Genomic DNA, 18,794 nt, shown 5'->3' with positions numbered 1-18,794 from the left:
GAGCCAGGAAAGCGTCGGGTTCCGGCATCCCGGAACCGGCAGCAACAACAAGTCGCACACGAAGGATTACACGTGTCAGGGACTGTCGCCGACCCGGTCGGCATCACCAACCCGCCGATCGACGACCTGCTCAAGAAGAGCCAGTCGAAGTACCAGCTGGTCATCTACTCGGCCAAGCGCGCGCGCCAGATCAACGCGTACTACTCGCAGCTGGGCGAAGGCCTGCTCGAGTACGTCGGCCCGCTCGTCGAGACCACGCCCGAGGAGAAGCCGCTGTCGATCGCCATGCGCGAGCTCGACAAGGGTCTCCTCGAGACGAAGGCGTTCGACGACCCCGACGCGTAAGCGTCCGGGGGTGCTGAGGCGTAAGCTTCGCGCGTGAACATCGTCCTGGGCGTGTCGGGCGGCATCGCCGCCTACAAGGCCTGCATCCTGCTCCGCCTCCTGAAAGAATCCGGTCACGACGTGACCGTGATCCCCACCGAGGCGGCGCTCAAGTTCGTCGGTGAAGCCACCTGGGAGGCCCTGTCGGGCCACCGGGTGGCTTCCGGCGTCTTCTCCGACGTCTCCGAGGTCAAGCACGTGCGGCTCGGCCGCCAGGCGGATCTCGTCGTGGTCGCCCCCGCCACCGCCGACCTGCTCGCGCGGGCCGCGCACGGACGCGCCGACGACCTCCTCACCAGCACCCTGCTGACCGCGACCTGTCCCGTCGTGTTCGCCCCCGCGATGCACACCGAGATGTGGGAGCACGCGGCCACGCGCGCGAACGTGGCCACGCTGCGCGAGCGCGGGGCGCACGTCGTCGAGCCCGACTCGGGCCGCCTCACCGGCGCCGACACCGGACCCGGCCGCCTCCCCGAGCCCGAATCGCTCTTCGCGCTCATCAAGGGCTTTCTGACTTCGCCCGCCCGGGACCTGGTGGGCCGCAAGGTCCTCGTCACCGCCGGCGGGACCCGCGAGCCGATCGACCCGGTGCGCTTCATCGGGAACCACTCCTCGGGCAGACAGGGCATCGCGATCGCCGCGGCGGCCGCCGCTCGCGGAGCGGACGTGCACCTCATCGCCGCCCACATCGACGTCGCCCCGCCCGCCGGGATCAGCGTCGAACGCGTCTCCACGACCGGCGAGCTGTACGAGGCGACGGTGAAAGCCGCCGCCGAAGCCGACGCCGCGGTGCTCGCCGCAGCGCCCGCCGACTTCACGCCCATAGAACGATCGGAACGCAAGCTCAAACGCAAGGGCGACATGGCACTCGCGCTGACCTCCACCGCGGACATCGCAGCCGCAGTGGGCCGCGAGAAGCGCCCTGACCAGGTGCTCGTCGTGTTCGCCGCCGAGACGAACGACGGTCCCGAGCACGCCATGCGCAAACGCGAGGCCAAAGGGGCCGACCTGGTGGTCCTCAACGACGTTTCCGGCGGCGCCGTGTTCGGCTCGACGGAGAACTCGGTCACCGTGTTCGACGAACGTGGCGAAGTCGACGTCCGCGAGCACGTCTCGAAGGAGGTCGCGGCCGACGCCATCTGGGACGCGGTATCGGCACGACTCCCGCTGAGTGGACGCGATTGACACCGCGTCACCGCCGCGTGCCGACTTGGTGGGAAGATCTTCACCGCATAGACTTGTGAGCTGCGAAGTCAGTCGAAGAGCGCCGTACCGCGGCGTGGAAGTGTTGAGGAGTGCCGTGGCACGTCGCCTGTTCACCTCCGAGTCGGTCACTGAGGGCCACCCGGACAAGATCGCCGACCAGATCTCCGATGGGATCCTGGACGCCCTGCTGGGCGAGGACCCGTCGAGTCGGGTCGCGGTCGAAACCCTCATCACCACCGGTCAGGTGCACGTGGCGGGCGAGGTGACGACCCACGCCTACGCGGACATCCCCCGGATCGTGCGCGACACGATCCTGCGGATCGGATACGACTCGTCCAAGAAAGGCTTCGACGGCGCCTCGTGCGGCGTGAACGTCTCGATCGGCGGCCAGAGCCCCGATATCGCCCAGGGCGTCGACAAGGCCTGGGAGTCCCGTGTGGACGCCGGCGACATCGACGAGATGGACCTCCAGGGCGCGGGCGACCAGGGTCTGATGTTCGGCTTCGCGTGCCGCGAGACGCCCGAACTCATGCCGCTGCCGATCGCCTTGGCGCACCGGCTCTCCCAGCGGCTGACCGAGGTCCGCAAGGACGGCACCGTGCCGTACCTGCGCCCGGACGGCAAGACCCAGGTCACCATCGAGTACGAGGGCAACCAGCCCGTGCGCCTCGACACCGTGGTCGTCTCGAGCCAGCACGCGCCCGACATCTCGCTCGACTCGCTCCTGTCGCCCGATGTGGCCGAACACGTGATCGCGCCGGTCGTCTCGGGTCTCGACCTGGACACCGCCGACTACAAGCTCCTGGTCAACCCGACCGGCCGTTTCGAGATCGGCGGGCCGATGGGCGACGCCGGCCTCACCGGCCGCAAGATCATCGTCGACACCTACGGCGGGTACGCCCGCCACGGCGGGGGCGCGTTCTCGGGCAAGGACCCGTCGAAGGTCGACCGCTCGGCGGCGTACGCCGCGCGCTGGGTAGCGAAGAACGTAGTGGCAGCCGGGCTCGCCGAGCGCTGCGAGGTCCAGGTCGCGTACGCGATCGGCAAGGCCAAGCCCGTCTCCGTCGCGGTCGACGCGCAGGGCACCGAGACCGTGGACCCGGCTCGCATCGAGCGCGCGGTGCTCGAGGTCTTCGACCTCCGCCCGGCCGCGATCATCCGCGACCTCAACCTGATCCGCCCGGTCTACTCCAAGACCGCCGCCTACGGCCACTTCGGCCGCGAACTCCCCGAGTTCACCTGGGAGGCCACCGACCGCGCGGCCGCCCTCAAAGAGGCCGTGAACTAGGCACGAACTGAAGTCACCGGGCGGCTCCTCCTGTCGGAGCCGCCCGGTACTTTTATCGGATGGACGAGTCCCCGGCACGATACGCAGCGGTCTGCGTAGACCACCCGTTGCCGCAGCTCAACCAGCTTTTCGACTACCGTGTCCCGGTCGAGCTCGTCGACGAGGTGCGTCCAGGCTGCCGCGTCGCGGTCCGCTTCAACGGCCGCAAGCTCAAGGCCACCGTGATGGAGCTGCGCGACCGCACGGACTTCCCCGGCAAGATCCTCCCGGTGCTCGAAACGGTCCCGCCCGGGCCGGTGCTCACCGCTGAAGTGGCCGCGGTGGCCAGGCGCGTCGCCGACCGCTACGCGGGGAACCTCGCCGACGTGCTGCGCCTCGCGCTTCCCGAACGCAAGCTGCGGGTCGAGAAGGAGGACCCAGCCGAACCGCTGCCGGTGGACGCCCCGAGCAACGCTCACTGGAATAGATATATCGCTGGCGAGGCATTCCTTCGCGCGGTGGGCGCGGGCAAGCAACCCCGGATCGTCTGGAGCGCCGTCCCCGGCGAGGACTGGGCCGCCCGATTCGCCGAGGCCGCGGCGACGGCCGCCGCCGCCGGGCGCGGAGCGCTGCTCGTCGTCCCCGACCAGTACGACCTGGAACGACTCGACGCAGCACTGACCGATGTGCTCGGTCCAGACCGGCACGTCACCATCTCGAACGCGATGGGCCCGACACCCCGCTACCGGTCGTTCCTCAAGGCCCTGCGCGGGGAGGTCCGAGTCGTCGCAGGCACCCAGGTCGCCATGCTCGCCCCCGTCGAACGGCTTGGGCTCGTTGCGGTCTGGGACGACGGCGACAAGAACCTGATCAGCCTCCACGCCCCTCACCCGCACGCCCGCGACGTGCTGCTGACCCGCGCCGAGCTCGCCGGCGCCGCCTGCGTGGTGGGCGGCTTCTCGCGCACGCCGCAGGCGCAGCTCCTGGTGGAGACCGGCTGGGCCGTCTCCGCGGTCGGCGAACGCGACGCGCTCCGCGCGGCCGCACCCCGGGTCGTGCCGATCGGCGATGACGCCGACCTCGCGGCCGACCCGTCGAGCTCGACCGCGCGATTGCCAACGGTCGCTTGGGAAGCCGCACGCAAAGCACTGAACGACGACCTGCCGGTGCTCCTGCAGGTGCCGCGCCGCGGCTACGTCCCGGCGGTGTCCTGCCAGCGCTGCCGCACCCGCGCGCTCTGCCCTGAATGCACGGGGCCGCTGCGGCTCACCGGCCCGCGCCGGCCCCCCGTGTGCACGTGGTGCGGCCGGGTCGACGAGCACTACCGCTGCAAGGAATGCGGATCGACGCGGATCAGGGCGAACGTGATCGGCGCGGCCCGCACCGCGGAGGAACTCGCGAGCGCCTTCCCAGGCGTCGAAGTGGTCGAATCGAACGCCTCGGAACGGCTCGACGCGATCCCGGAGGGCCGCCGGATCGTCGTGTCCACCCCAGGGGTCGAACCGGCTGCGCCGCAAGGCTACGGCGCGGTCCTGCTGCTCGACACCTGGGCGCAGCTGACCCGGGCCGAACTGACCGCTTCCGAAGAGGCGCTTCGGATCTGGATGAACGCGGTGGCGCTGTGCGCCCCCCGCGGCACCGCCGTGGTCACGGCCGACGGCGGACTGCCGGTGGTGCAGGCCCTGATCCGTTGGGACTCGGCATGGTTCGCGCGTCTCGAACTCGACGAGCGCGCCGAGCTGGGATTCCCGCCGGTGATGAAGTTCGCCGCGCTGACCGGCCCGAACGGCGAGGCCGAGAAGATCGCCGCGAACCTGCCTTCCGGCCTGGGCGCCGAGGTCATCGGGCCGATCCCGGTCGACGAGCACACCGAGCGGCTGCTGCTGCGGGTCCGCCGCCGCGACGGCGCCGCCCTCGCGAGCGTCCTCGCGAAAGCCGCCGCCGAAAGGGCGAGCGCGAAGGCCGAACAGGTCAAGATCCAGATCGACCCCCGCGAGATCGCCTGAGGCCGAGCGGGCTCGGGATCGGGCAGAAGTCGGACGAGGCGCCGACGCCGGCGACCAGGAGGAGGCGGAGCGCGATCCAGGCGACCGCGATCCAGCCGAGGACGATGCCCGCCGTCGCCATGCCCGCACCGGCCTGGCCGGCCAGAGGCGGGGCGGGGTTCGTCCTGGTGCATAGAGGGTCCTTCACATCAGGGAGCCCGATTGTCGCAGCTGCGGCCCGGGAGGGGTCCCCGCGCGGCACAATGGGGCCATGCCGGTCCTCGTGGGCACCTCCGGTTGGCAGTACCGCGACTGGCGGGGCGTGCTCTACCCGGAGGGCGTGCCGCAGCGGCGCTGGCTGGAGCACTATGCCGAGCGCTTTCCCGCCGTCGAGAACGACGGCGCGTTCTACCGGCTGCCCGAACGCGGCACGTTCGAACGGTGGCGCTCCGAGACACCGAAGCGCTTCGTCATGGCGCTCAAGGTGAGCCGATTCCTCACCCATTTGAAGCGGCTGCGCGACCCGGCCGAGCCCGTCAAGCGGCTGACCGATGCCGCGGCCGGGCTCGGAGACCGGCTCGGCCCGTTCCTGCTGCAGCTGCCGCCGACCCTCAAGGCCGACCCCGACCGGCTGGCCGACTGCCTCGACCGCTTCCCGGAAGGCGCGCGCGTCGCCGTCGAACCCCGCCACGAGTCCTGGTGGAACGACGAGGTGCGGTCGGTCCTCTCCGAACGGGACGCGGCCCTGTGCTGGGCCGACCGGGGCGGTCGCCCCGTGACCCCGTTGTGGCGCACCGCTTCGTGGGGATACCTGCGCCTGCACGAGGGCCGGGCGAAGCCCGCCCCGAGCTACGGCGACGCCGCGCTGCGATCGTGGTGCCGCCGCATCGACGAGACGTGGCCGAAGCGGGCCGAATGCCACGTGTACTTCAACAACGACCAGGGCGGGGCCGCCGTGCGGAACGCGTTCCGTTTCGCGGAGCTGATGCGCGACCTCGGGGGCCGCAGCGTTCCCGGCGCGCGGCCGTGACTACTCGGCCTCGCCGCGGCCGAACTTGGCGCACGAGACCGAGGACGATCAGCACGAACGGGATCGCGATGGGCAGGACCGTGGTGAACCCCAGGAGCACGATGAGCGCTTCGACGCCGATGAACGAGGCGACGCCCATGTATCCGACGACGGTGAACGCCTGCATTCGGTACACGAGTGCCGCGACGGCGTCGCGGAGTCGTCCGGGGCGGGATTCGGTCACCGCTCATGTATACCGGCGAAAGGGATTATTCTGCGATCTCCCAGATGTGGCCGGCCGGGTCGGCGAACGCGGCGGTGCGGACGCCCCACGGCCGGTCGAGCGGGCCGTTGACGAGTGCCACGCCGCGGGCGGCGAGGCTCGCGCACAGCGTGTCGACGTCGTCCACGGTGATGGTGAACTGCTGGCGGGCGCCGGTTTCGGGTCCGGCGACTGTGGCGGGCCCGATGAGGCCGGGGGCGGCCTCGGCGGCGAGGACGTTGATGAGGGCGTTCCCGAAGTCGAACACGACCGAGGCCTCGTCCTCGAAGCGGACCGGAAGGCCGAAGACCTCGGTGTAGAAGGCCTTCATCGCGTCGAGGTCCTCAGCGAAGACGGTGATCGCGCTGATGCCTCGCGGCCAGGGGCCGACCTCGGTGGTTGTGGACATCGCCGTTCCTCTCGCGTTCCGGTCGAGGCGGGTGCGCCCGTCCGCAACGGTTGGGACGAGGCGGCCGGCGCGGATTCATCGGTGCGGGCGCGTCTTGCCGAGGATGCTCAACCCGGATCCGGCGCGGTTCGCGGAGCAGGGCGTCTTCAGCAGATCGGGCCGTCCGACCCGGCGGTCGCCCGTGCGAGGTCGCGGACGAGCTCCAAGTCGACCTTCGCGGGGTCGCTGAACCGCAGGCACCCCTTGCCCATGTCGTGGCCCGCGAGGCGCTCGGCGAACGCGTCGCGGACGTCCGTGCGGAGCAGGTAGAAGGCGATGTGGCGCTTCTGGGACGCGAAGGCGATCTCGATCCCCGCGACCCCGCCGTCCCGCGTCAAGCCGGGCATCCCGTACGCCATGAGCTCGGTGAACCCCGGCATCGCCTCCAGGCAGGCCTCCCGGATCGCGGTCATCACCGCCCGACGGTCCTCCGGGAGCGCCGCCAGGTATTCGTCCACGGTCGCCGCGTCACTCCGCACCATCCCCGAAACCTAGCGCCGGATCGCCCCGAAGCGATGAGTTTCGGCTCGCCGCCTCGTCTCAACTGGTGCAATCGGCTTATCGGCTCCGCTCGGAAGGACGAACCGCGATGCAGAAGATCGTCACCAACATCTGGTACGAGGACAACAGCGCAGAAGAGGCCGTCGAGTGGTACCTGACCCTCTTCGACGACGCCAAGGTCACCAGCGTCATCCCGTACGTCGAGGACGCCCACGGCAAGGTCGGCGAGGCCATGGTCGTGAACTTCGACCTCGCCGGGCAGTCGTTCACCGCGATCAACGGCGACGACTCCGCCAAGCACGACCACGCCATGTCGCTGCTCATCAACTGCGACTCCCAGGATGAGGTCGACCGCCTCTGGGACGCGTTTCTCGCCAACGGCGGCAGCGAGATCCAGTGCGGCTGGATCGCCGACAAGTGGGGCGTCAACTGGCAGGTCTGGCCCACCGAGGCCGACCGGTACGTGGGCGGCCCCGACAAGGAGTCGGCGGTGCGCGCGGTCAAGGCGATGTACGAGATGAAGAAGATCGACCTCCAGGGTCTCAAAGACGCCTACGAAGGCGAATAGCGTTCAGGCCCGGGCACGCCCGGTCCCCCGCGCGGGGGACCGGGGCCCCGCCGGAGAGGGAGGACGGCGGGCCCGCGGCCTGCGAGGCTGGACCCATGACCCGCCGCTGGCACAATGGCCCCATGCGCCTCCTCGCCCCGCTCTGGTCCCGTGCCACCTACCGCGGCTGGGTCTGGATCATCCTCGGCGGCGCGCTCATGATGCCGTTCATGATGGTCGGCGCCATCGGCCACAACTTCCTCAACCCCGACAGCGGCTTCAACGGCATCCTCGAACCCGCCGTGTTCGCCGCCGTCCTCCCGCTGGTCGCCGCCGCCTCGCTGCTCCTGCCGGACCGCGAGGTCGAGCGAACGGCCGCCCGCCGGCTGCTCGGCGCCGAGTTCGCCTCGCCCGTCGACGACGACTCCTGGAACTCCCGTTGGCGCACCGGCTGCTGGTTCACCCTCCACGCCGCGATCGGCGGCGTCGTCAGCGGCATCACCCTCGCCCTCGTTCCGTACGTCGGCTACCTGCTCTACTACGGCGCCCGCTTCACGTTCACCGGCCTCGACATCGTGCCCGGCCGCTTCGCCGGGCCGATCGCCGAATGGGGCCTGCTCACCGGACCGCTGTTCCTCGCGGCCCTCATCGCGCTCGTCGCGGCCGTCACCACCGCCATGCGGACCCTGGCGCCGCGGCTTCTCGGCCAGAGCGCGAGCGACCGGCTGGCCGCCTCCCGCGCCGAGGCCGCCCGGCTGGCGGCCCGCAACCGCATCGCCCGCGAACTCCACGACTCGGTCGGCCACGCCCTGTCGGTGGTCGTCGTCCAGTCCGAGGCCGCCTCGCGGCTCATCTCCCGCGATCCCGCGTTCGCCGCCGAGGCCATGAACGCCGTCGGCGAGACCGCCCGTGGCGCGCTCGCCGAGCTCGACGCCGTGATCGGGGCCCTGCGCGAGGATCGCGACGACTCGCGCGCACCGCAGCGCGACCTCGCCGACCTCGCGTCGCTCGCCGCCGAGTCCGGCGTCACGGTCGACCTGCAGGTCACCGGCGAACCTGAAGCCCTGGGCCGCATGGCCTCCCGCGAGACCTACCGGATCGTCCAGGAAGCGCTGACGAACGTGCTGCGGCACGCCGACGAGCCGCGCGCCCGAGTCGCCGTGGCCGTCGGCGCCGCCGAAGCCGCGGTGACCGTGGCCAGCCCGGCCGCGCGCCGCCCGCGCGGACGCCCCGGCGGCCGCGGCCTCATCGGGATGGCCGAACGCGCCGCCGTCCTCGGCGGCACGGCCGCAGCCGACTGGGACGCGGGCGAATGGACCGTCCGCGCCTCCATACCGATCGATACGAAGGGCCGGGAATGACCGCACCGCTGCGCATCGCGCTGATCGACGACGAGGCCCTGATTCGCACCGGGTTCGCCGCGATCATCGGCGCCGAACCGGACCTCGAGGTCGTCGCCCAAGGCGGCGACGGGATCGACGCGCTCACCATCGCGCGCTCCGGCAAGGCCGACGTGCTCCTCATGGACGTGCGAATGCCCACAGTGGATGGCATTCAGGCGACCGAGCGGATCGTCGCCGAACTCGAGACGCCCCCGAAGATCCTCGTCGTCACCACCTTCGACAACGACGACTACGTGTGGCAGGCGCTCCGGGCCGGCGCCGACGGGTTCCTGCTCAAACGCACCCGCGTCGAGGACCTGCTCGCGGCCGTCCGGCTCGTCGCCCGCACCGACGCGCTCCTGTTCCCCGAAGCGGTCCGCCGCCTCGCCGCCGCGGCCCCGACCCGCAAGGCCCCCAAAGGCATCGGGAACCTGAGCGACCGCGAGCGGGAAGTCCTCGTACTCGCCGCGAAGGGCCTCTCGAACCAGGAGATCGCGGCCGAGCTCTACCTGGGCCGCGAGACCGTCAAGACCCACCTCAGCGGCGTCTACACCAAGCTCGGCGTCCGCGACCGCACGCAGGCCGTGATCGCCGCCTACGAAGGCGGACTCGTCTGACGGACGCCGCCCACGCGGTGAACGCCGCGCCCTCCGTCGAACGCGACGACCCCACCCGGACCCGCGGTCGCAGCGCCTTCGCCCGAATCGCCGCGGCCGGACGCGGCCTCGCGCCCCGGGCCCTCCGCGGCCTCGCGTCCCTCCCCATCGACGACCGCGACGAATCCTCACCGCATATGCCGTAGCTCTCAACGGCCAGCAAAACCTAAGCGCCGCAGCACCTTTCAACGCCTCAGGACCCTCCGGTCAGGTCGGTGCGGGCCCTCGCTCGCCTTCTCGGGTTGACAGCTGTCGGCGCGAACGTGCTATGGTTCATTAGTCAAGTAATGAACCTCTGAACCAACGAACCATTCGCACTACACCGAAGGAGGCGAGATGTTCGATGACGGCACACCGATCTATCGGCAGATCGCCGATCAGATCAAGGCCGAGATCATGAACGGCTCGCTCGAACCGGGAGGCAAGGTCATGTCGACCAACCAGTACGCCGCCTTCTACCAGATCAATCCGGCCACCGCGCAGAAGGCGTTCAGGGAGCTGGTCGACGAAGGCGTCCTCTACAAGCAGCGCGGCGTCGGCATGTTCGTCGCCGACGACGCCCGCGAACGGCTCGCCGCCGACTTCCGCGAGCGGTTCTTCGAACGCGTCCTCGCCCCCCTCGTCCAAGAGGCCCGCCAAGCGGGCATCTCCCTCACCGACATCATCGACTACCTTGAAGCCCAGGAAGGCGCCCGCAAATGAGCTTCTCCGCCACCCTCCGCGACGTCACGCTCAAGTACCGCGACAGCGACGCCCTCGCCGACGTGAACCTCGAACTCGAAGCCGGCAAGATCTACGGCCTGCTCGGCCGCAACGGCGCCGGCAAGACCAGCCTCCTGAGCCTCCTCGCCGCCTTCCGCAAGCCCACCAGCGGCGAGATCCTCGTCGGCGGCGAGCCGGTGTGGGAGAACGTCGGGATCGTCTCGCGCGTCGCCCTCATCCGCGAAGGCGGCGACTTCGACGACTCCGACTCCGTCAAGGCCGCCATCGAGACCGGCCAGATCCGGCCCGGCTTCGACACCGCCTACGCGCTCAAGCTCGCCGAGCGCTTCGAACTGCCGCTCAAGAAGAAGGTCCGCGAGCTCTCCCGAGGCAAGCGCTCGGTCCTCGCCGCGGTCTGCGGCCTCGCCGCCCGCGCCGAACTCACCATGTTCGACGAGGTCCACCTCGGCATGGACGCCCCCACCCGGGACGCGTTCTACAAGGAACTCCTCGCCGAGTACATGGACCGGCCCCACACCGTCATCCTCTCCACCCACCTCATCGACGAGGTCGCCAACTACCTCGAAGAGGTCATCATCGTCGACAGAGGACGCATCCTCCGCCACGAGGAGGTCGAGGTCTTCCAAGGCATGGGCGCCACCCTCACCGGTGCGGCCGCCGCCGTCGACGAAGTCGCCGCCGGCCTCGAAATCCTCGCCGAGCAGCAGCTCGGCGGCACCAAGAGCATCACCGTCGCCGCCTTCGACCCCGGCACCCGCGAGCGCGCCGCCGCAGCCGGGCTCGAGATCGGACCGGTCGGCCTCCAAGACCTCTTCATCCACCTCACCGAACCGAGCCGGAACGGAGCCTGACGATGCCCGCCCTGCAGCACCTCACCCTTCCCAACCGCCGCTTCACACTCGGCCTCGGCATGGCAGCGGAAGGCCTGAACTACTTCAAGTACTGGATCCTCGCGGCCGTCGCCATCGCCTTCCTCGGACCGCTCGCGCTCTCGCGTTACAACGAGATCGACCTCTCGACCTGGTTCTACACCGCGAACGTCGCCAAGTGGTTCACCTCGTTCGTCGCCGGCGGCTTCCTCTACGTGCTGGTGCCCAACATGATCGCCGCGGGCATGACCCGCCGCGAGCTCAGCGTCGTCATGGGCGTCTTCGGATTCCTGTGGTCGGCCGCGCTCGGCGCGCTCGTCGTCGCCGGATTCCTCGTCGAGCGCGTCTACTACGACGCCATGGGCTGGTCCCAAGGCGTCCAGGGGGACGACGCGACCACCGTGATCGGCACTTGGGGCGAGACGGCCGCCTTCGCTGCGGTCCACCCGCTCATGTACCTCGCGTACTTCGCCGCCGGGGCCCTCGTCGGCGCCGCCGCCTACCGCTGGCAGAGCAGCGGCTGGCTGCTGGTCTTCCCGGTCCTCGTGGTCGTCTTCAGCCTCGACAACGCCGTCTACGACACCGAGCCCTTCGGCCCGGCCTGGGCGGGCGTCCTCGGCAGGTTCATGGACGACTGGGGACGCGGCCTCGTCCTGACGGGCGTCGCCGTCGTCGCGGCGGGCCTGGCGATCGCGGCCCGGCGCATCCTCATCGACATCCCGCTGCACAGCAAGAAGGCCTGACCATGAACTCTCGACTCACGAACCGCCGCTACCGCTTCGGCCGCCGCCTCTTCACGGGTGCCGTGACCTGGCTCCGCTGGTGGCTCATCGCCGGCATCGTCCTGGTCCCCGCCCTCTCCGCAGTGTTCGCCGAGGTATTCGAACTCGGACTGTGGTCCATCACGGCGGCCGTGCTCCAGTGGTTCGCCGCCGGGACCGCCGGACTGATGCTCTTCGCGAACCTGCCGGTGTGGATCTCGCGCGGCTGCACCCGCCGCGAGATCACCGTCGCCTACGCCGTCTTCGGAGCCCTGACCACGGTCGGCCTCTCCGCCTACCTCATGACCGGGTTCGCCGCCGAGCACGCCCTGCTCGCGCTCGCCGCCGAACCGCCGACCGGCCTCGGCGAAGCCCTCGGCTCGGGCGCCCGATACCTCGCGATCACGCCGATCTACTTCTTCGCGGGCACCCTCATCGCCGCGCTCGCCACCCGCTTCAGCGGCGACAACCGGTTCACCGCCGCCGTGCTCTTCGGCGCCGGCGCGCTCTACGCCGCCGTCCTCTACCTCGAGTTCAACGACGCGTGGTTCGAACCGGGCGGATCCACGGCCGTCTGGACCGCCGCCGCGCTCGCCCTGACCGCGGTCCTGATCGCCGCCACCGCCGCCGCACTGCGATCCGTCCCGATCCGAGCAAAGGCCTGACCATGAACGCCGTTCTCGCGCAACGCAAGTACCGTCTCGGCGCGCAGCTCGCGACCGACACCGCCAAGACCTTCGGCCTGTGGGCCGTCGCCGCCTACGCGCTCCTCCAAGCGGTCCAGGGAGTCCTGCGGATCACCGTCGGGTTCGAGGGCGACTTCAGCCACTACCTCTTCGGCATCCTGCCGCTGCTGCTGCTCGCCATCAGCTGGGTCACCCTTCTCAAGGCCTACCCGTCCGCCATCGGCGCCGGCCTGACCCGCCGCGAGTTCGGCTCCGCCTACGCCCTCTTCAGCGCCGTCCTGATCGCCGCGGGATTCGCCTTCTCGCAGTTGATCGTGATCGTCGCCGAACTGACGAACAGCGGCGCCTACGACGGGTTCTACGGAGCCGCCCCGATCGACGCCCTCACGCGGACCGCGGTCCACGTGACCTGCGGCGCGGCGGCCGGCGCGATCATCGTCCGCTTCGACCGCGACCTCGTGAAAGGGACGCTCGCCGGCGTCCTCATCACGGCGCTGCTGCTGCGGCAGATCCCGCTCCAGATCGCCGCATCCGCGGCTCCCGGCGGCGACGGGGACCTCGTCTTCTTCGCGTTCCCCGCTGACGGCGTGCCGTTCGCTCAGCTCGACGCCGTCCTCACCGTCGTCTTCGTCCTCATCGCCTGGCTCGCGCTCGCCCGGGCCCCGATGCCGCACAAAAAGGCCTGAACCATGGGACTCCTCAGCGTCGAAGTGCCCTTCCCCCTGGTCGTGCTGCTCCTGTGCATCACCGCCAGTCTCGTCGCCGGGCTCATGCTGACCACCGAACGGGCCGCCGCACTCGGCTCCCACCCCGGCCCCGCCGAGGGCGCCGTCCGGGCCCGGCGCTCCCGACCCGCACCACACCCGCCGCCGACCCCTCACGGAAAGCACCCGGCGGGTGGGACACTGGTGGACGGCCAGTACACGCATCGGAAGGTCAGCACATTGTCGATCCAGCCCATCCGCATCTTCGGCGACCCGGTCCTGCGCACCGCCGCCGAGGAAGTCGACACCTATGACAAGGAACTGCGGGGCCTCGTGAAGGACCTGCTCGACACCATGCGCGACGAAGGCGGCGCCGGGCTCGCCGCACCGCAGCTGGGCGTCAGCAAGCGCGTGTTCGCCTTCGACGTCGACGACGTCATCGGCCACATCGTCAACCCCGTGCTCGAGTTCCCCGACGAGGAGGAGCAGGACGGCCCCGAAGGCTGCCTCTCACTCCCCGGGCTCTACTTCGACACCATCCGCCGCCAGAACGTCGTCGCCAAGGGCTTCAACGAATACGGCGACCCCCTCCAGATCGTCGGCACCGGCCTCATGGCCCGCTGCCTCCAACACGAGACCGACCACCTCGACGGCATCATCTTCATCGACCGCCTCGACTCCGACCGCCGCAAGGCCGCGTTGGCCGAGATCCAGTCCCAGGACTGGTACAACGAAGACGTCAAAGTCAAAGTCACCCCGCACGACTCCAAGGGTGTGTTCTTCAAACGATGAGGATCGTCTTCGCCGGGACCCCGGAGGTCGCACTGCCGACCCTCGAGGCCCTCCACGCGTCCGGCCACGAAGTCGTGGCGGTGCTGACCCGCCCCGACGCGCGCACCGGGCGCGGCCGCAAGGTCTCCCGCTCGCCCGTCGCCGCCTGGGCCGACGAGCACGGCATCGAAGTGCTCACGCCCGCGAAACCGCGCGAGCCCGAGTTCCTCGGTAGATTGCGCGACCTCGACGCCGACATCGTGCCGGTCGTCGCCTACGGCGCGCTCGTACCGCCGACCGCCCTGGAGATCCCGCGCCTCGGTTGGATCAACCTGCACTTCTCGCTTCTGCCCGCGTGGCGCGGCGCCGCCCCCGTGCAGCACGCCGTGCTCAACGGCGACGAGATGACCGGCGCCTGCGTCTTCCAGCTCGAAGCCGGTCTCGACACGGGCCCCGTCTACGGCCGCCTCACCGAGCCGATCGAGGCCACCGACACCTCCGGCGACCTCCTCGGCCGCCTCGCCGTCGCCGGCGCCCGCCTCACCGTCGACGTCGTCAACGCCCTCGAAGCGGGGATCATCGTCGGCGAACCGCAACCCGAGGACGGCGTCTCCTACGCCCCCAAGATCACCGTCGAAGACGCCCGCGTCCGCTGGACCGACCCCGCCTTCGCCGTCGACCGCCGCGTCCGCGCCGTCACCCCCGCCCCCGGGGCCTGGACCGAGTTCGAAGGCCAGCGCCTGCGCCTCGGCCCCGTCCGCCCCGACCCGGAGGGACCGCGCCTCGCCCCCGGCGAGATCGCCCTCGCCAAGCAGTCCGTCCATGTCGGCACCGCCACCGACCCGGTCCTCCTCGACCAGGTCCAGCCCGCCGGGAAGAAACCCATGGACGCCGCCGCCTGGGGCCGCGGCCTCCAAACTGAGAGCCCGGTGTTCGTATGAGCGACAACAGCAACCGCCGACGCAGCCGTTCCGGCCCGCGCGACGGCGACGAGCGCGACCGCCCGAAGGTGAATCCGCGCCGCGTCGCCTTCGACGCGATCAACGCCGTCACCGCCGACAACGCCTACGCCAACCTCGTGCTGCCGCGGATGCTCGCCGAGACCGACAACACCGGCCGCGACGCCGCCCTCGCCACCGAGCTCACCTACGGCACGCTCCGCAGCCTCGGCACGCTCGAAGCGATCCTCGCCGCCGCCTCCGGTCGTGAGATCCGCCAGCTCCAGCAGGACCTCGTGGACGCCCTCTGCCTGGGCGCCTACCAGCTCCTGTACATGCGCATCCCCGCGCACGCGGCCGTCGCCACCACTGTCAGCCTGGTCAAGGCCGCGGTCTCGCCGCGCGTCTCCGGGCTCGCGAACGCGGTGCTGCGCAAGGTCGCCGCGAAAGACCTCGAGCAGTGGACCGAGGAGCTCGCCACCGGCGACCGCCTCCACGACCTTTCCCTGCGGTACGCGCACCCGCAGTGGATCTCGGCCGAGTTCGAGGCCGTGCTGGGCGCGGACGAACTGCCGCCGGCGCTGGCGGCGGACAATGTCGCGCCGCCGGTGCACTTGTGCGCCAAGCCGGGTCGCATCACCAAGGGCGACCTCTCGCGGGAGACGCGGGGCGGGGAGCACGGCCAGTGGTCGCCGTACGCGGTGTACCTGCCCAGCGGCGATCCGGGCCGGGTGCGGGCCGTCGCGACCGGGCTCGCGCACGTCCAGGACGAGGGCAGCCAGCTGGTCGCCGTGCAGCTCGCGGAGGCGCCGCTCGAAGGGCCGGACCGGTCGTGGATCGACCTGTGCGCCGGTCCCGGCGGCAAGACCGGTCTGCTCGGTGCCATTGCAGCGCAACGGGATGCGGCGCTCGATGCGGTGGAGATCCAGTCGCACCGGGCCGAGCTCGTGGCGAAGGCCGCGCGTGGCCTGCCCGTCACCGTCCATACCGGCGACGGGCGCACCTTCGGGAAGGCGGGTTCGGCCGACCGGGTGCTCGTGGACGCCCCGTGTTCGGGCCTCGGCGCGCTGCGCCGCCGCCCGGAGGCGCGGTGGCGCAAGCAGCGCAGCGACATCGACGACCTGGTGCCGCTGCAGCGCGAACTGCTCGCCTCGGGTCTGCGCCTGGCGCGGCCGGGCGGGATCGTCGCGTACGTGACCTGTTCGCCGGTCGAAGCGGAGACCACCGAGGTGGTCGAGTCGGCGCTGGCGGCCGGGGGAGCGGAGCTCGTCCGTCCTGAGTGGCTCACCAAGCGCGTGCCCGGTTCGGAGCGCGGCGACTTCGTGCAGCTGTGGCCGCACCGCCACGGCACCGACGCGATGTTCCTTGCGTTGCTTCGTAAAACCGGCAACCGATAGCACTCCAGCTCTCGGGCCTCCTCCTGCGTCGCGGTGCGAACCGGTCGCAGGCGGGGGCCGCTTTTTTTCGGGTGGGGCAGCGAAAGTCAACATACTGGAAGCGCTACCATTCATTGACAGGGGTGAATATTTCCCCGGGTTACCGGCACGACTGACCCTAGGAGCACCAGATGAAACGACGACAGCGACTCGCGGCGATCGTCGCGGGAGCCGCCACCGCGGTGGCGACCGCACTCAGCGCGGGCTTCCTCCTCAGCCCCAATGCGGGCGCGCAGGAGGACGTCAGCGCACAGGCCCAAGCACTGTGGACGAACCCGAACACGGGCGCGGCCCGCTGGGTGAACCAGAACCCGAACGACTGGCGCGCGAGCATGATCCGCGACCGGATCGCCGAGACCCCGGCGGGCAACTGGTTCACCCAGTACAACCCGGCCGGCGGCATCGCGGCGCAGGTCGCCGCGGTCGTCGACGGCGCGGCCTCGGCCGGCGCGGCCCCGGTCATGGTCGTCTACGGCATCCCCAACCGCGACTGCGGCGGGCACTCCGGCGGCGGCGCCCCCGATCACCAGTCCTACCGCGGCTGGATCGACCAGATCGCGAACGAGATCGACGGTCCCGCTTACATCGTGATCGAACCCGATGTGATCGCGCACGACTGCCACAGCGCCTCCGAACGCGCCGAGATCAACACCTCCCTCAGCTACGCGGCCCAGAAGCTCAACGCCGCCAGCTCTGAGGCCAAGGTCTACCTCGACGCCGGGAACTCGGCCTGGCTCACCGCCGCCGAAGCCGGCAGCCGCCTCCAGGCCGCGGGCATCCAGTACGCCGACGGCTTCTCGCTCAACGTCTCCAACTACCGCACCACGGAGGAGGCCACCGCCTACGCCAACCAGATCCGCGGCATCGTCGGCTCCGACAAGCGCGCGGTGATCGACACCAGCCGCAACGGCAACGGGCCGCTGAACCCGCCCAACCCCAACGACTGGTGCGACCCGGACGGCCGCGCCATCGGCAAGTTCCCGACCACGTCCACGGGCGTCGACGGCATCGACGCGTTCCTATGGGTCAAACTCCCCGGCGAGGCCGACGGCTGCGCCGGCGCCGCGGGGCAGTTCATCCCCGACCTGGCTTACGAGCTGGCCAACAACGCGGGCAGCGGCTGGCCCGGCCAGGTCGAGCCGACCGACCCGGTGACCAGCCCGACCGACGGTCCGACCAGCGACGATCCCACCACCGGCGGGCCCGGCGAGACGGACTGCACGGTCCACATCGACGTCGTCAGCGACTGGGGCTCGGGCTGGCAGGGCAAGGTCTCGATGACCGCCGACCAGGCCGTGAACGGCTGGACGGTCTCGTGGACCTGGCCCGGCTCCCAAGCGGTCACGAGCAGCTGGAACACGCAGCTGACCACCTCCGGGAAGACCGTCACCGCCAAGGACGTCGGCTGGAACGCCTCGGTCGCGGCGGGCCAGACCAAGGAGCTGTTCGGCTTCGTCGCCTCCGGGACGGCGGCCGACATGGACGTGCCGTGCTGACCTGAGATCACAACAGGCACCCGGTGTCGGGCCTGCGTCGCGGTTCCGCGACCTACACTGTCCGTGTGGCACAGTTCCGAACGGCGCAGGCCGACACCGTCATCGCCCCGAGTCTCCTGGCGGCGGACTTCGCCCGTCTCGCCGAGGCGGCCGACGCGGTCGAGGGGGCCGTCGACTGGCTTCACGTCGATGTCATGGACAACCACTTCGTCCCCAACCTCACGCTCGGCCCGCCGGTCGTGAAGTCCCTCAAGGCCGCCACGGACATCCCGCTCGACTGCCACCTCATGATCGAAGACCCCGAGCGCTGGGCCCCCGGCTACGCCGAACTCGGCGCCTACAACGTCACCTTCCACGCCGAAGCCGCCGACGACCCCGTCCGGCTCGCGAAGGACTTGCGCGCGGCAGGCTCCAAGGCCGGGCTCGCGATCGACCGCGACACCCCCGTCGAGGACTACCTCGAGATCCTCCCGGCCTTCGACACGCTGCTCATCATGACGATCAAGGCCGGCTTCGGCGGCCAGAGGTTCATGCCCGAGCTGCTCGGCAAGGTCCGCACCGCCCGCGGCCACGCCGACGCCGGACACCTGGAGCTGCGCATCGAGGTCGACGGCGGCATCGCCGAGGACACCATCGCCGCCGCCGCGGAGGCGGGAGCCGACGCGTTCGTCGCCGGCACCGCGATCTACGGCGCGGCCGACCCCGCCGATGCGGCCAGGCGCCTGCGCGCCCGCGCCGACGCGGCGCGATCATCCGGATGACG

At 70.7% G+C, this 18,794-nt stretch carries 21 protein-coding genes; 19 read left to right on the top strand and 2 right to left on the bottom strand.

Annotated features, from left to right (window positions below):
* Window positions 1-72 precede the first annotated feature (72 nt).
* The 5 genes from rpoZ (at window position 73) to JHY01_RS10785 (ending at window position 5,872) form a co-directional block, all read left to right on the top strand.
* A complete protein-coding gene (gene rpoZ, locus JHY01_RS27300; RefSeq protein WP_205325645.1) occupies window positions 73-345 on the top strand; it encodes a DNA-directed RNA polymerase subunit omega in 273 nt (90 codons plus the stop codon).
* A 33-nt stretch (window positions 346-378) separates the two neighbouring features.
* The gene (coaBC, locus tag JHY01_RS10800; RefSeq protein WP_205325644.1) at window positions 379-1,569 is read left to right on the top strand and encodes a bifunctional phosphopantothenoylcysteine decarboxylase/phosphopantothenate--cysteine ligase CoaBC; all 1,191 of its coding nucleotides are present in this window, start codon (window positions 379-381) and stop codon (window positions 1,567-1,569) included.
* Window positions 1,570-1,684: 115 nt separating this feature from the next.
* Window positions 1,685-2,878: a methionine adenosyltransferase gene (gene metK / locus JHY01_RS10795; protein ID WP_205325643.1), complete on the top strand. Its 1,194-nt coding sequence runs from the start codon at window positions 1,685-1,687 to the stop codon at window positions 2,876-2,878.
* 59 nt (window positions 2,879-2,937) lie between these two features.
* A complete protein-coding gene (locus tag JHY01_RS10790; protein ID WP_205325642.1) occupies window positions 2,938-4,863 on the top strand; it encodes a primosome assembly protein PriA in 1,926 nt (641 codons plus the stop codon).
* Window positions 4,864-5,113: 250 nt separating this feature from the next.
* Window positions 5,114-5,872 (top strand): DUF72 domain-containing protein, encoded by a 759-nt coding sequence (locus JHY01_RS10785; RefSeq protein WP_205325641.1) that lies wholly within the window; start codon window positions 5,114-5,116, stop codon window positions 5,870-5,872.
* Between the two features lie 248 nt (window positions 5,873-6,120).
* Here JHY01_RS10785 and JHY01_RS10780 read toward each other — a convergent pair whose 3' ends face one another.
* Both JHY01_RS10780 and JHY01_RS10775 read right to left on the bottom strand, forming a co-directional pair.
* Window positions 6,121-6,522, bottom strand: a complete 402-nt coding sequence (locus JHY01_RS10780; protein WP_205325640.1) for a VOC family protein — start codon at window positions 6,520-6,522, stop codon at window positions 6,121-6,123.
* Between the two features lie 146 nt (window positions 6,523-6,668).
* On the bottom strand, window positions 6,669-7,043 hold the full coding sequence (locus JHY01_RS10775; protein WP_205325639.1) for an iron chaperone: 375 nt from the start codon (window positions 7,041-7,043) through the stop codon (window positions 6,669-6,671).
* Between the two features lie 107 nt (window positions 7,044-7,150).
* Here JHY01_RS10775 and JHY01_RS10770 point away from each other — a divergent pair, with 107 nt between their 5' ends.
* The 14 genes from JHY01_RS10770 (at window position 7,151) to rpe (ending at window position 18,792) form a co-directional block, all read left to right on the top strand.
* Window positions 7,151-7,630: a VOC family protein gene (locus JHY01_RS10770; protein ID WP_205325638.1), complete on the top strand. Its 480-nt coding sequence runs from the start codon at window positions 7,151-7,153 to the stop codon at window positions 7,628-7,630.
* A gap of 122 nt (window positions 7,631-7,752) precedes the next feature.
* Window positions 7,753-8,970, top strand: a complete 1,218-nt coding sequence (locus JHY01_RS10765; RefSeq protein WP_205325637.1) for a sensor histidine kinase — start codon at window positions 7,753-7,755, stop codon at window positions 8,968-8,970.
* Window positions 8,967-9,608, top strand: a complete 642-nt coding sequence (locus JHY01_RS10760; protein WP_205325636.1) for a response regulator transcription factor — start codon at window positions 8,967-8,969, stop codon at window positions 9,606-9,608. The genes JHY01_RS10765 and JHY01_RS10760 overlap by 4 nt, the downstream gene beginning before the upstream one ends.
* A 17-nt stretch (window positions 9,609-9,625) precedes the next feature.
* Complete coding sequence (locus JHY01_RS10755) at window positions 9,626-9,793, top strand: hypothetical protein (protein ID WP_205325635.1); 168 nt, start codon at window positions 9,626-9,628, stop codon at window positions 9,791-9,793.
* Between the two features lie 190 nt (window positions 9,794-9,983).
* A complete protein-coding gene (locus JHY01_RS10750) occupies window positions 9,984-10,349 on the top strand; it encodes a GntR family transcriptional regulator (RefSeq protein WP_205325634.1) in 366 nt (121 codons plus the stop codon).
* Entirely contained in the window at window positions 10,346-11,221 is an 876-nt protein-coding gene (locus tag JHY01_RS10745; RefSeq protein WP_205325633.1) for an ATP-binding cassette domain-containing protein, read from the top strand. The genes JHY01_RS10750 and JHY01_RS10745 overlap by 4 nt, the downstream gene beginning before the upstream one ends.
* 2 nt (window positions 11,222-11,223) lie before the next feature.
* The gene (locus tag JHY01_RS10740; RefSeq protein ID WP_205325632.1) at window positions 11,224-11,982 is read left to right on the top strand and encodes a hypothetical protein; all 759 of its coding nucleotides are present in this window, start codon (window positions 11,224-11,226) and stop codon (window positions 11,980-11,982) included.
* Window positions 11,983-11,984: 2 nt separating this feature from the next.
* Window positions 11,985-12,665: a hypothetical protein gene (locus JHY01_RS10735; protein WP_205325631.1), complete on the top strand. Its 681-nt coding sequence runs from the start codon at window positions 11,985-11,987 to the stop codon at window positions 12,663-12,665.
* Between the two features lie 2 nt (window positions 12,666-12,667).
* Window positions 12,668-13,372: a hypothetical protein gene (locus tag JHY01_RS10730; protein WP_205325630.1), complete on the top strand. Its 705-nt coding sequence runs from the start codon at window positions 12,668-12,670 to the stop codon at window positions 13,370-13,372.
* A gap of 258 nt (window positions 13,373-13,630) precedes the next feature.
* Window positions 13,631-14,182, top strand: a complete 552-nt coding sequence (gene def, locus JHY01_RS10725; protein WP_205325780.1) for a peptide deformylase — start codon at window positions 13,631-13,633, stop codon at window positions 14,180-14,182.
* Complete coding sequence (gene fmt / locus JHY01_RS10720) at window positions 14,179-15,102, top strand: methionyl-tRNA formyltransferase (RefSeq protein ID WP_205325629.1); 924 nt, start codon at window positions 14,179-14,181, stop codon at window positions 15,100-15,102. Before def ends, fmt begins: the two co-directional genes overlap by 4 nt.
* Window positions 15,099-16,496 carry an RsmB/NOP family class I SAM-dependent RNA methyltransferase gene (locus JHY01_RS10715; protein WP_205325628.1) on the top strand — a complete coding sequence of 466 codons (1,398 nt, stop codon included), beginning with the start codon at window positions 15,099-15,101 and terminating at the stop codon, window positions 16,494-16,496. Before fmt ends, JHY01_RS10715 begins: the two co-directional genes overlap by 4 nt.
* Before the next feature lie 170 nt (window positions 16,497-16,666).
* On the top strand, window positions 16,667-18,031 hold the full coding sequence (locus JHY01_RS10710; RefSeq protein ID WP_205325627.1) for a glycoside hydrolase family 6 protein: 1,365 nt from the start codon (window positions 16,667-16,669) through the stop codon (window positions 18,029-18,031).
* Window positions 18,032-18,096: 65 nt separating this feature from the next.
* On the top strand, window positions 18,097-18,792 hold the full coding sequence (gene rpe, locus JHY01_RS10705; protein ID WP_307814373.1) for a ribulose-phosphate 3-epimerase: 696 nt from the start codon (window positions 18,097-18,099) through the stop codon (window positions 18,790-18,792).
* Window positions 18,793-18,794 lie beyond the last annotated feature (2 nt).

The sequence above is a fragment of the Glycomyces sp. YM15 genome, from assembly GCF_016918015.1.
Lineage (GTDB): Bacteria > Actinomycetota > Actinomycetes > Mycobacteriales > Micromonosporaceae > Glycomyces.
This window is presented reverse-complemented; position numbering and strand designations above follow the sequence as displayed.

What these genes read in the sequence shown, in the direction of transcription:
- JHY01_RS10790 (WP_205325642.1), top strand. Translation starts at nt 2,938, where the DNA reads ATGGACGAGTCCCCGGCACGATACGCAGCGGTCTGCGTAGACCACCCG.
- JHY01_RS10785 (WP_205325641.1), top strand. Translation starts at nt 5,114, where the DNA reads ATGCCGGTCCTCGTGGGCACCTCCGGTTGGCAGTACCGCGACTGGCGG.
- JHY01_RS10780 (WP_205325640.1), bottom strand. Translation starts at nt 6,522, where the DNA reads ATGTCCACAACCACCGAGGTCGGCCCCTGGCCGCGAGGCATCAGCGCG.
- JHY01_RS10775 (WP_205325639.1), bottom strand. Translation starts at nt 7,043, where the DNA reads ATGGTGCGGAGTGACGCGGCGACCGTGGACGAATACCTGGCGGCGCTC.
- JHY01_RS10770 (WP_205325638.1), top strand. Translation starts at nt 7,151, where the DNA reads ATGCAGAAGATCGTCACCAACATCTGGTACGAGGACAACAGCGCAGAA.
- JHY01_RS10765 (WP_205325637.1), top strand. Translation starts at nt 7,753, where the DNA reads ATGCGCCTCCTCGCCCCGCTCTGGTCCCGTGCCACCTACCGCGGCTGG.
- JHY01_RS10760 (WP_205325636.1), top strand. Translation starts at nt 8,967, where the DNA reads ATGACCGCACCGCTGCGCATCGCGCTGATCGACGACGAGGCCCTGATT.
- JHY01_RS10750 (WP_205325634.1), top strand. Translation starts at nt 9,984, where the DNA reads ATGTTCGATGACGGCACACCGATCTATCGGCAGATCGCCGATCAGATC.
- JHY01_RS10745 (WP_205325633.1), top strand. Translation starts at nt 10,346, where the DNA reads ATGAGCTTCTCCGCCACCCTCCGCGACGTCACGCTCAAGTACCGCGAC.
- JHY01_RS10740 (WP_205325632.1), top strand. Translation starts at nt 11,224, where the DNA reads ATGCCCGCCCTGCAGCACCTCACCCTTCCCAACCGCCGCTTCACACTC.
- JHY01_RS10735 (WP_205325631.1), top strand. Translation starts at nt 11,985, where the DNA reads ATGAACTCTCGACTCACGAACCGCCGCTACCGCTTCGGCCGCCGCCTC.
- JHY01_RS10730 (WP_205325630.1), top strand. Translation starts at nt 12,668, where the DNA reads ATGAACGCCGTTCTCGCGCAACGCAAGTACCGTCTCGGCGCGCAGCTC.
- fmt (WP_205325629.1), top strand. Translation starts at nt 14,179, where the DNA reads ATGAGGATCGTCTTCGCCGGGACCCCGGAGGTCGCACTGCCGACCCTC.
- JHY01_RS10715 (WP_205325628.1), top strand. Translation starts at nt 15,099, where the DNA reads ATGAGCGACAACAGCAACCGCCGACGCAGCCGTTCCGGCCCGCGCGAC.
- JHY01_RS10710 (WP_205325627.1), top strand. Translation starts at nt 16,667, where the DNA reads ATGAAACGACGACAGCGACTCGCGGCGATCGTCGCGGGAGCCGCCACC.